The sequence below is a fragment of the Vreelandella titanicae genome (assembly GCF_014697095.1).
GTDB lineage: Bacteria > Pseudomonadota > Gammaproteobacteria > Pseudomonadales > Halomonadaceae > Vreelandella > Vreelandella titanicae.
In genome coordinates, this window is sequence record NZ_CP059082.1 from 535,724 (window position 1) to 549,890 (window position 14,167).

The 14,167-nt window shown below is 56.3% G+C and carries 12 protein-coding genes; 4 read left to right on the forward strand and 8 right to left on the reverse strand.

What is annotated here, in order from left to right:
* Positions 1-35: 35 nt before the first annotated feature.
* Both ftsH and rlmE read right to left on the reverse strand, forming a co-directional pair.
* On the reverse strand, positions 36-2,051 hold the full coding sequence (gene ftsH, locus HZS52_RS02540) for an ATP-dependent zinc metalloprotease FtsH (RefSeq protein WP_022520711.1): 2,016 nt from the start codon (positions 2,049-2,051) through the stop codon (positions 36-38).
* Between the two features lie 255 nt (positions 2,052-2,306).
* The gene (rlmE, locus tag HZS52_RS02545; RefSeq protein WP_027958245.1) at positions 2,307-2,954 is read right to left on the reverse strand and encodes a 23S rRNA (uridine(2552)-2'-O)-methyltransferase RlmE; all 648 of its coding nucleotides are present in this window, start codon (positions 2,952-2,954) and stop codon (positions 2,307-2,309) included.
* 114 nt (positions 2,955-3,068) lie between these two features.
* Between rlmE and yhbY the strand changes: the two genes are divergently transcribed.
* Positions 3,069-3,395 carry a ribosome assembly RNA-binding protein YhbY gene (gene yhbY, locus HZS52_RS02550; protein ID WP_022520713.1) on the forward strand — a complete coding sequence of 109 codons (327 nt, stop codon included), beginning with the start codon at positions 3,069-3,071 and terminating at the stop codon, positions 3,393-3,395.
* An 88-nt stretch (positions 3,396-3,483) separates the two neighbouring features.
* Here yhbY and greA read toward each other — a convergent pair whose 3' ends face one another.
* From greA to HZS52_RS02575, 5 genes are all read right to left on the reverse strand, one after another.
* A complete protein-coding gene (gene greA, locus HZS52_RS02555; protein ID WP_009287920.1) occupies positions 3,484-3,960 on the reverse strand; it encodes a transcription elongation factor GreA in 477 nt (158 codons plus the stop codon).
* Positions 3,957-7,187: a carbamoyl-phosphate synthase large subunit gene (gene carB / locus HZS52_RS02560; RefSeq protein ID WP_190374093.1), complete on the reverse strand. Its 3,231-nt coding sequence runs from the start codon at positions 7,185-7,187 to the stop codon at positions 3,957-3,959. Before carB ends, greA begins: the two co-directional genes overlap by 4 nt.
* 68 nt (positions 7,188-7,255) lie before the next feature.
* The gene (gene carA / locus HZS52_RS02565) at positions 7,256-8,401 is read right to left on the reverse strand and encodes a glutamine-hydrolyzing carbamoyl-phosphate synthase small subunit (protein WP_190374854.1); all 1,146 of its coding nucleotides are present in this window, start codon (positions 8,399-8,401) and stop codon (positions 7,256-7,258) included.
* A 419-nt stretch (positions 8,402-8,820) separates the two neighbouring features.
* Positions 8,821-9,627, reverse strand: coding sequence for a 4-hydroxy-tetrahydrodipicolinate reductase (gene dapB / locus HZS52_RS02570; protein WP_041159424.1), 807 nt, complete (start codon positions 9,625-9,627; stop codon positions 8,821-8,823).
* 116 nt (positions 9,628-9,743) lie between these two features.
* A complete protein-coding gene (locus tag HZS52_RS02575) occupies positions 9,744-10,025 on the reverse strand; it encodes a DUF2218 domain-containing protein (RefSeq protein WP_022520719.1) in 282 nt (93 codons plus the stop codon).
* A 260-nt stretch (positions 10,026-10,285) separates the two neighbouring features.
* Here HZS52_RS02575 and HZS52_RS02580 point away from each other — a divergent pair, with 260 nt between their 5' ends.
* Genes HZS52_RS02580 through HZS52_RS02590 form a run of 3 tightly spaced genes read left to right on the forward strand, consistent with a single transcriptional unit; the run spans position 10,286 to position 13,237 of the window.
* Positions 10,286-11,419, forward strand: coding sequence for an ABC transporter substrate-binding protein (locus HZS52_RS02580; RefSeq protein ID WP_041159423.1), 1,134 nt, complete (start codon positions 10,286-10,288; stop codon positions 11,417-11,419).
* Positions 11,409-12,494, forward strand: a complete 1,086-nt coding sequence (locus tag HZS52_RS02585) for a FecCD family ABC transporter permease (RefSeq protein ID WP_041159422.1) — start codon at positions 11,409-11,411, stop codon at positions 12,492-12,494. Before HZS52_RS02580 ends, HZS52_RS02585 begins: the two co-directional genes overlap by 11 nt.
* On the forward strand, positions 12,488-13,237 hold the full coding sequence (locus HZS52_RS02590; RefSeq protein ID WP_041159421.1) for an ABC transporter ATP-binding protein: 750 nt from the start codon (positions 12,488-12,490) through the stop codon (positions 13,235-13,237). The genes HZS52_RS02585 and HZS52_RS02590 overlap by 7 nt, the downstream gene beginning before the upstream one ends.
* On the opposite strand, the gene HZS52_RS02595 is transcribed toward HZS52_RS02590, so the two are convergent.
* Positions 13,230-14,129, reverse strand: a complete 900-nt coding sequence (locus HZS52_RS02595; RefSeq protein WP_423250063.1) for a DMT family transporter — start codon at positions 14,127-14,129, stop codon at positions 13,230-13,232. The two genes, HZS52_RS02590 and HZS52_RS02595, sit on opposite strands and share 8 nt — an antisense overlap.
* Positions 14,130-14,167: the final 38 nt, after the last annotated feature.

The following is a 14,167-nucleotide window of genomic DNA, read 5'->3' on the forward strand; positions in this document are numbered from 1 at the left end:
GACGGGGCGCCTTTGGCTCATACGGCAGTGCTGGCTTATGAGCCTGCAGGGCCACCTAGCGGGTCTGAGGGACGGCGACGCGGCCCGTCGTCATCTTCTTCACTGTCACCACCGGACGCATCGCCTCCAGAAGCGTTTGAAGAAGCATCGTCTTCAGCCTTCGCTTGCGGCTTGTCATCGTTGACAGGCGTACCGCCACCGGATGAGTCACCGTCATCCCAACCTTCCGGCGGGCGCGGCTCACGACCTTCCATGATGTCCTTCAACTGCGTGGCATCAATGGTCTCGTACTTCATCAAGGCCTCGGCCATGGCGTCCAGCTTATCGCGATTATCGGTCAGGATTTGGCGTGCCTGCTCGTAGCAACCGTCGATGATTTTGCGGACTTCCTTATCAAGGCGCGTGGTGGTGTCACCAGACTTCATCTTGCCACCACCCTGACCCGGGCCGCCGAGGAACTGATGCGACTCATCCTCGTCGTACATGATCGGGCCCATTTCGTCCGACAAGCCCCACTTGGCAACCATGTTATGGGCCAGCTCAGTAGCACGCTTGATGTCGTTTGAGGCGCCTGTCGTTACACCATTCGGGCCTAACGTCATTTCTTCGGCAATACGGCCACCAAACAGCGAGCAGATCTGCCCCAGAATTTGCTGACGGGAGAGGCTGTAGCGATCCTCTTCCGGCAGGAACATGGTGACACCCAGCGCACGGCCACGGGGAATAATCGTTACCTTATAGACCGGATCATGGGAAGGCACGACCAGACCGATAATGGCGTGACCCGACTCATGGTAAGCGGTATTGAGCTTCTCTTTGTCGGTCATGACCATCGATTTGCGCTCAGCGCCCATCATGATCTTATCCTTCGCGAGCTCAAGCTCTTCCATGCTGACCAGGCGCTTATTGCGGCGCGCGGCAAACAGAGCGGCTTCGTTGACCAGGTTGGCCAAATCCGCACCAGAGAAACCAGGCGTACCACGTGCGATCAGCTGCGGTTTTACGTCATCACCCAGCGGCACTTTACGTAGGTGAACGCCCAGAATATGCTCACGGCCACGGATATCCGGCAAGCCGACCGTTACCTGACGGTCAAAGCGGCCTGGGCGCATTAACGCAGGGTCAAGTACGTCAGGACGGTTGGTCGCAGCAATAACGATGATGCCTTCGTTGGCTTCAAAGCCATCCATCTCGACCAGCAGTTGATTCAACGTCTGCTCGCGCTCGTCGTTACCGCCACCCATACCGGTGCCACGTGAACGGCCCACGGCGTCAATCTCATCGATAAAGATAATGCACGGCGCCTGCTTTTTGGCCTGCTCGAACATGTCGCGCACACGCGATGCACCGACACCGACAAACATTTCAACGAAGTCAGAACCCGAAATAGAGAAGAACGGCACTTTGGCTTCGCCCGCAATGGACTTCGCCAGCAGCGTTTTACCGGTACCCGGGGGCCCTACCATCAGCACGCCGCGGGGAATCATACCGCCCAGGCGCTGGAATTTGGTTGGGTCACGCAGGAAGTCGACCAGCTCTTCTACTTCTTCCTTGGCTTCATCACAGCCTGCCACATCGGCAAAGGTGGTTTTGATCTGATCTTGAGAGAGCAGTTTGGCCTTCGATTTACCAAAGCTCATCGGGCCGCCTTTACCGCCACCGGCTCCGCCCTGCATTTGGCGCATGAAGAACATAAAGATGCCCAAAATCAGCAGAATCGGGAAGCTGGCGATCAGTAGCCGCGTCCAGATACTTTGCTGCTCTGGCTCTTTGCCCACCACCGTCACATTGTTGCTCAACAGGTCGTCCATCAGCTTTGGATCTTCCGCCGCTGGGCGGATGGTCTGGAACTGAGTGCCGTCCGTGCGCTCACCGCTGATGGTGTAACCATCAATCGTTACGCTACGTACCTGCTGATTTTGCACCTGCTGCACAAACTGGGAATAGTTTGTGTTTTGCGGTGCGCTTTCCGTACTGAAATTATTGAACACTGTCAGTAGGACGGCCGCGATGACCAACCACAGAATCAGGTTCTTCGCCATATCATTCAAGGGGCTACCCTCATTACAAGAATCCGTCAGTTAAACCCTGGTGCTTCATAAAGTCTTTTACCAATAAGCTTAGTAATACGACATTACATCAGCATCAAGCGTTCAACCATTGCCAAAGCGTCTTATGCCTCGGGCCATCTGTGTCACGCGCACTTATGGCGACTAATGTGACACACGTTGCGCTTGCCTGTCTGGCAATCGCGCTGATAAATCTTGGCTATGAACCACACGGGCAGCCTCTCATGTTAAGGAGAGTCACCCGCGAAACCCTTCGGCCAGAAAATAGACTTCACGGGAACGCGCCCGGGAGGCGTCTGGCTTACGGGTTACTACCTTGTTAAAGCTGCCGCGCAATTCTTTCAAATAGGCGTCAAACCCTTCCCCCTGGAATACTTTAGCTAAAAACCGGCCACCAGGTGACAACGTTTCGCGGGCAAGTTCTAACGCTAGCTCCACTAAATACATCGCCTGGGGCTGATCAATCGCCGCCATACCACTCATATTGGGGGCCATATCCGACATCACAAGGTCTACACGGCGATTATCCAGGCATTTTAGTATCGCCTCCAGCACCGCCTCTTCAGTGAAATCACCTTGGATAAAATCCACCCCGGCCAGTGCATCCATCTCCAGAATATCAGAGGCAATCACCACACCTTCAGGCCCTACCCTTTCCGCTGCAATTTGACTCCACCCGCCGGGGGCGGCGCCCAGATCAATCACCGTCATACCGGGACGCAGCAGTTTATCTTTTTCATCCAACTCAATCAGCTTATAGCTGGCACGGGAACGGTAGCCATCTTGCCAGCTCTGCTTCACGTACTGGTCGTCAAAATGCTCCTTCTTCCAGTTATTGCTGGTCTTGCTAACGGAATGTTTTCGGTTCGGGGGCTTTTGCTGCATGTGGGAATCTAACACTGGAATAAGAGATGGGCGCATTCACGCGATCGCTTTCACTCGGTGACGTTTCACCGTAAGATGGAGCGTTAAGCGCTAACCGGGATACCGCAAGATACCATGAGCTTGTCACAGGCACAAAAGAAAGCATTTCGTAGCATTGGCCACCATCTTAACCCAGTGGTCACCGTTTCTGAGAACGGCGTCTCCGAAAATTTGCTCGCAGAACTTAACCGCGCACTCACTGATCACGAACTGATCAAAGTGAAACTTGCCCTTCCTGAGCGGGATGATCGTGCTGCCATGATAGCCGAACTGATCGCCAACAGCCGTGCCGACTTGGTGCAAACCATTGGCAAAATGGCACTGCTCTATCGCAGAAATCCGCAGGTGAACCCGAAGCTTTCTAACGTTACCCGCTTTGAGAACCACCACGGCCGCCATTAAGCGTTAAATTCAACGCGTGCAATAGAGTGTCGCCGTACGAAAGCGCCCCTTCAACTGACTCCAGAGTCAATCGAAGGGGCGTTTTTTGTCATACGTGTTCGACGCTACCTACTTCGTACTCCACGTCACCACCGGGTGTTTTGACCACCACGACATCGCCTTCCTCTTTGCCGATCAGGGCACGGGCAATCGGTGAGGTAACCGAGATACGGCCAGACTTAATATCCGCCTCATCTTCGCCGACGATACGGTAAGTGACTTCCGCATCAGTATCCAGATTCATTAGCGATACGGTTACGCCGAAAATCACTTTGCCAGTTTTCGGCAGCTTGGTGACGTCAATCACTTGAGCGACAGAGAGCTTACTTTCGATCTCCTGAATCCGCCCTTCGATAAACCCCTGCTGCTCGCGAGCGGCGTGATACTCGGCGTTCTCTTTAAGATCACCGTGTTCACGCGCTTCGGCGATGGCCGCGATCACCTGCGGACGAGCTTCGCTTTTAAGGTGGTCGAGCTCTTCACGAAGGCTTCTTTCTCCCGCAACTGTCATCGGGACCTTGTTCATTGACTTGCTCCTGCATGCAGATCCTGAAGGCGCCGCACCGTAATCTCCCTACCGTACTCAAGCGCCATGCAAACAGCATTAGCGCCCGCCAAGGTGGTCGCATAGGGCACCTTGCGCGAGAGAGCAGTACGGCGAATGACCGAAGAGTCGTTAATAGCCTGACGACCTTCAGTAGTGTTCACAATGTAGGCGATTTCGTCGTTCTTAAGCAGATCGACGATATGGGGACGGCCTTCGTAGACTTTATTGACGTGTTCCACGGCAAGCCCGGCAGCTTCCAAAGCAGCCGCTGTTCCCCGTGTAGCACATAGCGTAAAGCCTAATGCTAACAGAGAACGCCCCACTTCGATAATCCCCGCCTTGTCCGGTTCGCGCACGGAAAGGAATGCCTTGCGCTCACCGGTAAGCCCAGGAATGGCCTCACCTGCCCCCAGTTGCGCCTTGAAGAAGGCTTCTGCAAAGGTGTCGCCAGAGCCCATCACTTCGCCGGTGGACTTCATTTCCGGCGACAGAATCGGGTCGACACCGGGGAATTTATTGAACGGGAAGACCGCCTCTTTAACACTATAGAAGTGCGGTACGATTTCCTGCTCAAAGCCCTGCTCAGCCAGGGTTTTACCGGCCATGCAGCGCGCTGCGATCTGCGCCAGCGAGGTGCCAATGCACTTGGACACAAAGGGCACCGTACGCGAAGCGCGGGGATTCACCTCGATCACATAGATCTCACCATCCTGCCAGGCCAGCTGCACGTTCATTAAGCCTTTAACGCCCAGCTCAACCGCCATCTGCTTCACCTGATGGCGCATCTCGTCCTGCACATCCGCAGGCAGCGAGTAAGGCGGCAGCGCGCAGGCGGAGTCACCGGAGTGAACGCCCGCTTGCTCTACGTGCTGCATGATGCCGCCGATCACCACCTGTTGACCATCCGACACCGCATCGATATCGATCTCGATCGCGGCACTCAAAAAGTGATCCAGCAGCACCGGTGAGTCGTTGGAGACTTTCACCGCATGGGTCATGTAATTTTCAAGTTCGGAGGCGTCGTAGACGATCTCCATGGCCCGACCACCCAGCACGTAGCTGGGGCGCACTACCAGCGGGTAGCCAATCGCTTCGGCTTTATCGAAGGCTTCCGCAAAGCTGCGAGCCGTGGCATTGGGCGGCTGCTTCAGGCCCAGCTTATCGATCATCACCTGGAAGCGTTCACGGTCTTCTGCGCGGTCGATAGCATCCGGCGTGGTACCAATGATCGGCACACCGGCAGCTTCTAGCTCACGGGCCAGTTTCAGCGGCGTTTGACCACCGAACTGAACGATCACACCCACCGGCTTCTCTTTGTCGGCGATCTCCAGCACGTCTTCCAGCGTTACCGGCTCGAAGTAGAGACGATCAGAGGTATCGTAATCGGTCGAGACGGTTTCTGGGTTGCAGTTGACCATGATGGTTTCATAACCATCATCGCGCATGGCGAAGGCGGCGTGAACGCAGCAGTAGTCAAACTCGATGCCCTGGCCGATCCGGTTAGGGCCACCGCCCAATACCATGATCTTCTGACGGTCAGAAACATCCGCCTCGCACTCCTCTTCGTAAGTGGAGTACATATAGGCGGTATCAGAGGCAAACTCCGCGGCACAGGTATCGACACGCTTATAAACCGGGCGAATGCCGGCGGCCTGGCGGGTTTGACGGAACTCTTTTTCGCTGACATTCAGTAGCTTGGCCAGGCGCGCATCGCCGAAGCCTTTGCGCTTGAGCTGATAGAGCTCACGAGCCGAGAAGTCAGCCAGCGAGCGCTTGGCAACGGCGTTTTCAGTCAGCACCAAATCTTCCAGCTGCACCAGGAACCAAGGGTCGATATTGGTCAGGACAAAGACGTCATCGACGCTCATGCCGGAACGCATGGCGTCCGCCACGTAGAAAATACGCTCGGCACCGGCGGCCTGCAGTTCGCCCTGGATAATCGCCATGTTGTCCGGCGTGAAATCGGTAATGATCGGATCAAGACCATCGTTACCGGTTTCCAGGCCACGCAGGGCTTTCTGCAGCGACTCTTGGAAGGTGCGGCCAATCGCCATCACCTCACCCACCGACTTCATCTGCGTCGTTAGGCGATCGTTGGCCTGGGGGAATTTCTCGAAGGTGAAGCGCGGAATTTTGGTGACCACGTAATCGATAGACGGCTCGAACGATGCCGGCGTTTGACCACCGGTAATATCGTTCTGCAGCTCGTCCAGGGTATAGCCAATCGCCAATTTCGCGGCGATTTTAGCAATCGGGAAACCGGTCGCCTTTGAGGCCAGCGCTGAAGAGCGTGACACCCGCGGGTTCATCTCGATAACTACCAAACGGCCGGTTTTGGGATCCATACCAAACTGGACGTTAGAGCCACCGGTCTCTACGCCAATCTCGCGCAGTACCGCGAGGCTGGCGTCACGCATGATCTGATACTCTTTATCGGTCAGCGTTTGCGCCGGCGCCACGGTGATGGAGTCGCCGGTGTGCACGCCCATGGGGTCGAAGTTCTCAATCGCGCAGACGATGATGCAGTTGTCGTTTTTATCACGCACAACTTCCATCTCGTACTCTTTCCACCCCAGCAGCGACTCATCGATGAGCAGCTCGTGGTTATTGGAAAGCTCAAAACCACGGGTACAGATTTCTTCGAACTCTTCCTTGTTGTACGCCACGCCGCCGCCGGAGCCGCCCATGGTGTAGGAAGGGCGAATAATGGTCGGGAAACCCAGTTCAGCCTGAATCTCCCAGGCTTCATCCATGGTGTGGGCGACTTTCGCTTTCGGGCACTCCAAGCCAATGCGCTTCATGGCCTGATCGAACAGATCACGGTCTTCGGCCATGTTAATCGCATCGGCGTTGGCACCGATCATCTCGACGCCGAACTTCTCCAGCACGCCATGCTTTTCAAGCTCGAGGGCACAGTTCAGCGCCGTCTGACCACCCATGGTCGGCAGAATGGCATCAGGGCGCTCGGCTTCGATGATCTTCTCCACCGCCTGCCAGGTAATCGGCTCGATGTAGGTGGCATCGGCCATGGCCGGGTCAGTCATGATGGTGGCGGGGTTGGAGTTAACCAAAATAACCCGGTAACCTTCCTCGCGCAGCGCTTTACACGCCTGGGCGCCGGAGTAGTCGAATTCGCAGGCCTGGCCGATCACAATCGGGCCAGCGCCAATGATCAAGATACTGTTGATGTCGGTACGCTTAGGCATAACGGTTCCCGCAAAAAATGGTGACGATGAGCGACAAAAGACGGCGATACGGTGATGCTAGGGACGCGTTAACGGCGTGCCTGCATCATAGCCACGAAGCGATCAAACAGCGGCGCCACATCACGCGGGCCGGGACTCGCTTCCGGGTGGCCTTGAAAGCTGAACGCCGGTCGGTCGGTAAGCTCGATTCCCTGCAAGGTGCCGTCGAACAGCGAACGGTGCGTGGCGCGCACGTTAGCGGGCAGGGTCGCTTCATCCGCCGCAAAGCCGTGATTCTGGCTGGTGATCATTACCGTACCACTATCCAGATCCTGCACCGGGTGGTTGGCACCGTGGTGGCCGTGGCTCATTTTGACCGTCTTCGCCCCGGCGGCGAGCGCCAGCAGTTGGTGGCCCAGGCAGATACCAAACACCGGAATATTGGTTTCCAGCACGTCCTGAATTGCCTTGATGGCGTAATCGCAGGGCTCCGGGTCACCAGGGCCGTTGGCTAAAAACACGCCATCCGGATTCATCGCCAGCACCTCAGCAGCAGGCGTTTGCGCGGGCACAACTGTCAGGCGGCAGCCGCGAGCGGCCAGCATGCGCAGGATGTTGAATTTCACACCGTAGTCGTACGCCACCACATGGTAGGGGCGCTCGCTTTTGGAAGCATCAGCGTAGCCTTCACCCAGCGTCCACTCACCTTCCGACCACTCGTAGGCTTGTTTACACGACACCTCTTTGGCCAGATCCATCCCCTTCAGGCCTGGGAAAGCCTTGGCGGCTTCCAGCGCCCGTGTGACCGCCCCGTCGCCTTCCGCATCAACGCCTGCCAAAATCGCCCCGTTCTGCGCACCTTTATCTCGCAAAATGCGCGTTAGACGGCGGGTATCGATATCGGCAATACCCAGCACGTTCTGGCTTTTCAGGTAGTCCGACAGCGACTGCTCAGAGCGGAAGCTGCTGGCCATTAGCGGTAAATCGCGAATCACCAAACCTGCTGCGGCAATAGAAGCTGACTCAATGTCTTCAGCGTTAATGCCTGTATTGCCGATATGGGGATAGGTGAGGGTAACGATTTGGCGGGTGTAGGAAGGGTCGGTGAGGATTTCTTGATAGCCGGTCATGGCCGTATTGAACACCACCTCACCGCTTGTTAATCCGTCCGCGCCAACGGCAATGCCGTGGAACACGCTGCCATCTTCCAGGGCCAATATTGCGGGTTTGCTCAATGCGGGGTTATTCAAAACAAGATCCTCCCATGCTGGTGGGAGCCTGTGGGGCGCAGGCTCAGCAATTTCTTGATTATCCGCGACGTAACACTATCGCTAATAAAAACTATCACTAGTAAAACTGGGGTCGTAAAAAAGCGGGACGAAGCCGATAAAAAGAATCGGTTTCATCCCGCTTGTTGTTCGATGCCTTTCTGATTCGCTTAGCCTCTAGCGTTACGCTTAACAGCAGCACCGCTTTATAGCAGCAAACCCTGAGGAGGCAGGCTTTGGGTTGACCAACGCAACAAGCGCGCCGTTTAAGATTTCCAGGCCACCCGGCCAAAATTTTTGAAATGTTACAGGAATTCTTGATCGAAGACTACCCCTTGATGGCAGGACTGTTCTAGCGCCCTGCTCAAGCAGTGACAGGCAATCCCTTACTCTAGCCCCAATACATCCTGCATGTCGTAACGGCCGCTCTCTTTGCCAGCGACCCAGCGCGCCGCGCGAACCGCACCTTTGGCAAAGGTCATCCGGCTGGAGGCCTTGTGAGTGATTTCAATGCGCTCACCTTCGGTGGCAAACATTACCGTGTGCTCACCCACGATATCGCCCGCGCGCACGGTGGCAAAGCCGATCTCTTTGTCGGTGCGCGGACCGCACTGCCCGACTCGCTCAAACACGCCGTGCTCTTTAAGGTTACGCCCCAGGCTGTCGGCAATTACTTCGCCCATTTTGATCGCGGTGCCGGAAGGCGCATCAACCTTGTGACGGTGGTGAGACTCGATCACTTCAATATCGTAGCCTTCATCACCCAGCGCTTTGGCAGCGGTTTCGAGCAGTTTCAGGGTCAGATTAACCCCGACGCTCATATTGGGTGCGAACACCATGGCTACCTTGTCGCGGTAGCTATCGAGCTGAGCCAACTCATCATCGCTCATGCCAGTAGTACCAATCACGATACGTTTGCCGTGCTCTGCGCAGAACGCCAGATTACCAAGCGTGACCTGAGGGGCCGTGAAGTCGATCAGCACATCAAATTCATCGACAATCGACGTGAGCGAATCGACCGCGACAACACCGCGCTTCCCGACACCCGCAAGCTCGCCAATATCAGCGCCCGCCAAGGAGCTACCTGGCTCCACGATCCCGCCAGCTAGCGTCGCCTCAGCATCTTGCTCTACAGCATTTACCAACGTACGGCCCATGCGGCCAGCCACGCCTACAATGGCAATTCGGGTCATGCGAACTCCTGAGCTCTAGGTTTCAGTGCGTAAGACTTATGTTTCAAAATCAGCGCGATTATAGCAGACCCATCGATGCCTTCGACGCTCTCCGTTTATAGCTGACCAGCCGGTATCTAGTTCTCCCACACAATCGCCAACTCTTCATCACCGGCCATACGCATCAGGTGGCGCTCGACGACCCCCTCCAACTCATCCAGATGCTCCTCTTCCAGGGTTTCGAGGGCCACCACCAATTTATCGGCCTCAGCAACCATTAAGCAGGTGCCAGTGGCAAACGTAATGGTGGCCTGCTGATCGCTTTGCTCGACCTCCAGCTTATGCGCCCAGTGTTTACAGAGCCGATTAATTAAACGCTCGGCGGAAGGCGTGGCAACTTCGACACGAGATAAAGGCATAGCGGCCTCTCCAAAAAATGTAAGTACTTACAAACTAAGTAATCCTTCAACAATGAGCCGTTAGAGCCAAATATGTGAAGCCATCACCGTAGGATAAATGCTCAGTGTAAAGCGTAGCATGTTGACCATTAAGCGCGGCACCCTAATAATGCCGCCCAAACGCTAATCAGTTACAATAGCAATTGCATCTCTGTGCTATCACCGTTAATGCGCATCAGCGATGCCGCCCTGTTAACCAATATCGACCAACGAGTTAAAAAATGCTCAATTCTCCGCGCTTAAAAATCCTGCTTGGTACGCTTATCACGTTTGCTTGCGGCGCCACTGCTATGGCTGACGCTATCACCGTCACCGATGTCGCTGGCCGCGAAATCACTCTGGATGGCCCTGCCGAGCGGGTTATTTTAGGCGAAGGGCGGCAAATTTATCTGCTCGGTTTACTCGAACCTGAAGCTCCTTTTGCCCACGTGGTCGGTTGGCGCGAAGACTTTTCTCAAGCGGATCCCGACAACTATGCCCGTTACGCCGAACGCTTCCCAGAGATTGAAGCGATCCCCACCTTTGGCGGCTTTAAAGACGGCACTTTTGACGTAGAGCAGGCCGCTTCGCTTAATCCTGACGTAGTGCTGATGAATATCGAGGCCAAAGCCGCCACAGAAGACGCCGCCTACGACGACAAGCTGGCACAACTCGGCATTCCCATCGTCTATGTGGATTTTCGCGAAGACCCGATTGAACACACCATTCCCTCCATGCGCATCATCGGCCAGATCATGGACGATGAAGAAGCGGCGGAAGAGTTCATCGAGTTTGCCGAGACACAGTTGGCACGGGTAACCGATGTCATCGCCGAAGCCAACCCAGAGCGCCCCAGCGTGTTTATTGACCGGGCCGGTGGCTACTCCGACGAGTGCTGCATGAGCTTTGGCCCTGCCAACTTTGGCGACTATGTCACCCTGGCTGGCGGTAGCAATATTGCCGAGGGCATCATTCCTAACAGTTTCGGCAACCTGAACCCTGAACAGATTATTGCTGCCAACCCTGATCATGTGGTTGTCACCGGCGGCAACTGGGACGCCTACGTGCCGGGTGGCAACTGGGTCGGCGTAGGCCCTGGGTCTGATATGCAAAGCGCTCGCGCTAAGCTTGAAGCACTGACCGAGCGCACCGCGATGACCGGCATCAAGGCGGTGGAATCAGGTAACTTCCACGCCATTTGGCACCAGTTTTACAATAGCCCCTACTACTTCGTGGCCGTGCAACAGCTAGCCAAATGGCTACACCCAGAGCTGTTTGAAGACCTGGATCCCAACGCCACGATGGAAGAGCTACACGAGCGCTTCTTACCCATCGACTATGAAACCGGCTACTGGATATCACTCCATGACGACTGATACGAGGATAACGGAAACGGCGGTAACAGAACGCCTTTCACAGGGGCGCGCCTTCTACCATAGCCAGGTTTTCCGCCGCCAAATGATACTGGCGGCACTGGTTTTAGCGCTGTTTTTTAGCCTCTGCGTCGATCTGGCGCTGGGGCCTGCCCGCTATAGTCTGGGTGAAGTGGTCGCAGCGCTATTCACACCAGACAGCGTCAGCCAGCAGGCCCGGGTTATTCTTTGGGAAATCCGCATGCCGGTAGCGCTGATGGCGCTAGTGGTGGGCGCCAGCTTGTCGGTGGCCGGGGCACAGATGCAAACCATTCTGAGCAACCCGCTAGCCAGCCCATTCACCCTGGGGATCTCCGCCGGGGCCAGTTTTGGCGCCGCGTTGGGGCTTGCTTTTGGTGTCGCCATTGTTCCCGCAGCCATTGAGTTTGTGGTGCCCATCAATGCCTTCGTGATGGCCATGTTCACCGCGTTCTTAATTCATGCTTTAAGCCTTAAGCGCGGCGTGACGGTAGAGACGATTGTGCTGCTCGGCATCGCCATGGTGTTTATCTTCAACTCGCTGATGGCGCTGATTCAGTTCTTTGCCAGCCAGGAAGCGGTCTCCGCGGTGGTGTTTTGGACGATGGGCAGCTTAACCAAAGCCACCTGGCCCAAGTTCTGGATCGCCCTTAGCATTCTTGCCTTATCCATGCCGCTGCTTGCCCGGCATGGTTGGGCGCTGACGGCCATGCGCCTGGGCGACGCCAAAGCCGAGAGCATGGGCGTCAATCCCCGCGCGCTGCGTTTGGAAGTGCTGGTGCTGGTGTCACTACTTGCCGCCATCGCGGTGGCGTTCGTGGGCACCATTGGGTTTATTGGCTTGGTGGGGCCGCATATCGCGCGCATTTTACTGGGCGAGGATCAGCGTTTCTTCCTACCAGGCTCGGCCCTGTGCGGCGCACTGATCCTCTCCGTTGGCTCGGTCATCTCCAAGATTATTATTCCTGGCACCATTATTCCCATTGGCATTATCACCTCGCTGGTGGGCATTCCCTTCTTTCTGTTTCTGGTGCTTAACCACAAGAAGGCCTCATGGTAACCCTACAACTGAACCGTGTATCCGCCCGCTATGGGCGTCGCCCTATTCTGGAAGAGATCACCACGCCCTGCTTTCAAGGGGGGCAAGTCGTCGCTCTGCTAGGGCCCAACGCAGCAGGTAAATCGACGCTTTTTCGCCGCGTGTTAGGACTATTGAAAGGCGAAGGCGAAGTGATTATCAGCGGCACCAGCGCCGAACGCCCCGTGGGCTATATGCCCCAGGACACCGGTGCCAAGGCCGTACTGACGGTATATGAATCAGTGCTTTTGGCACGTATGCAGGGGCGTGGATTAAAAGTGCAGCCTGAGGATTTAGCGCAGGTTGATCGCGCGCTGGAAGAACTCAGCATTACGGCCCTTGGCGAACGGGATATTGGCGACCTTAGCGGCGGCCAGCGCCAGTTGGTCAGCGCTGCCCAGGCTCTGGTGCAAGAACCCGAGATTCTGATGCTGGACGAGCCCACTTCGGCACTCGATTTGAACCGCCAGATCAGCCTGCTGACGGTGCTGCGCCGGTTAGCCGACGAGCGCCAGATGCTGATTCTGGTGGCGCTCCATGACCTGGGGCATGCGCTACGTTTCGCCGATGCCGCCATGATGCTCGAAAATGGCCGCTTGATTGCCTGCGGCTCCACTGCCGAAGTGATTACCCCTGCGTTGCTACGCCAGGTTTATCGGGTATCTACGCGTATCGAGCCCTGCTCGAAAGGTCAGCCGCAGCTTATCGTCGAAGCCGCTATCTAGCCCTTTGCCTAAGCCGCCGCCCTTCCATCGCCGCTAGCGCTACCCCACTTAACATCAGCGGTAGCGCTAGCAGGAAGCCGCTGGAGACCGGTATTCCAAACAGCACCCAATCGGCGAGGACGGGCCACACCAGGGCAATATATTCAAAAGGTGCCAAACGTGACGCCTCGGCGTAGCGTAGAGCTAATGTCATCGCGATATGCGCAGCACCGCCAAACAGGCCCGAGAGCACCAACAGCGAAAACTCTACCTGATTGAGTGCCGCCCAGCCCAGTGGAAGCGTTGCCAGCCCGGCTAGCGCGGCCACTAAAATAAAGTAGAAGGCGATTGAAGCCGCTGTCTCGGTGCGTGAAATACGCCTGACGGTTAATAAAGCACCTGCCGTTAGCAGCGCACCCAACGCCCCTAGCGCATACCCGGCCACTTGGCCATTACTGGAACTGGCATTCAGCCCAGGCAAAATCAGCACGGCCACCCCGGCAAGCGCCAGCACCACACCACCCGCGCGATTAAGCGAGCAGCGCTCCCCCAGCAGCAGAACACCACCAATCGCCATAAAGACCGGGGTAAGCTGAGCGAGCAATGTTGCCTCGGCCACTGGCAACAGCGCCACCGCAGCAAAGGAGGCAAACATCGCCGCCGCCCCCAACCCAGAGCGCAGCGCATGACCCAGCGGGCGGCGCGTAGCCAACCCACATGGAAACTCCCGCCGCAGCAAAAGGAAAACGACGATAGGCAGCAGCGCAAACAGCGAGCGGTAAAATACCGACTGCCCCACAGGCACTTCGTCACTGACTGCCTTAATACACACCAGCATCCCGGTAAACAGGGCGCCTGACAGTATCCGCAACCCAATGCCCAACCCTGGGCGGTCTTCTTCAGCTGCCATCATTTCCCTTGTCCTTTGCAGAAAACCACTTCCAAACAGAG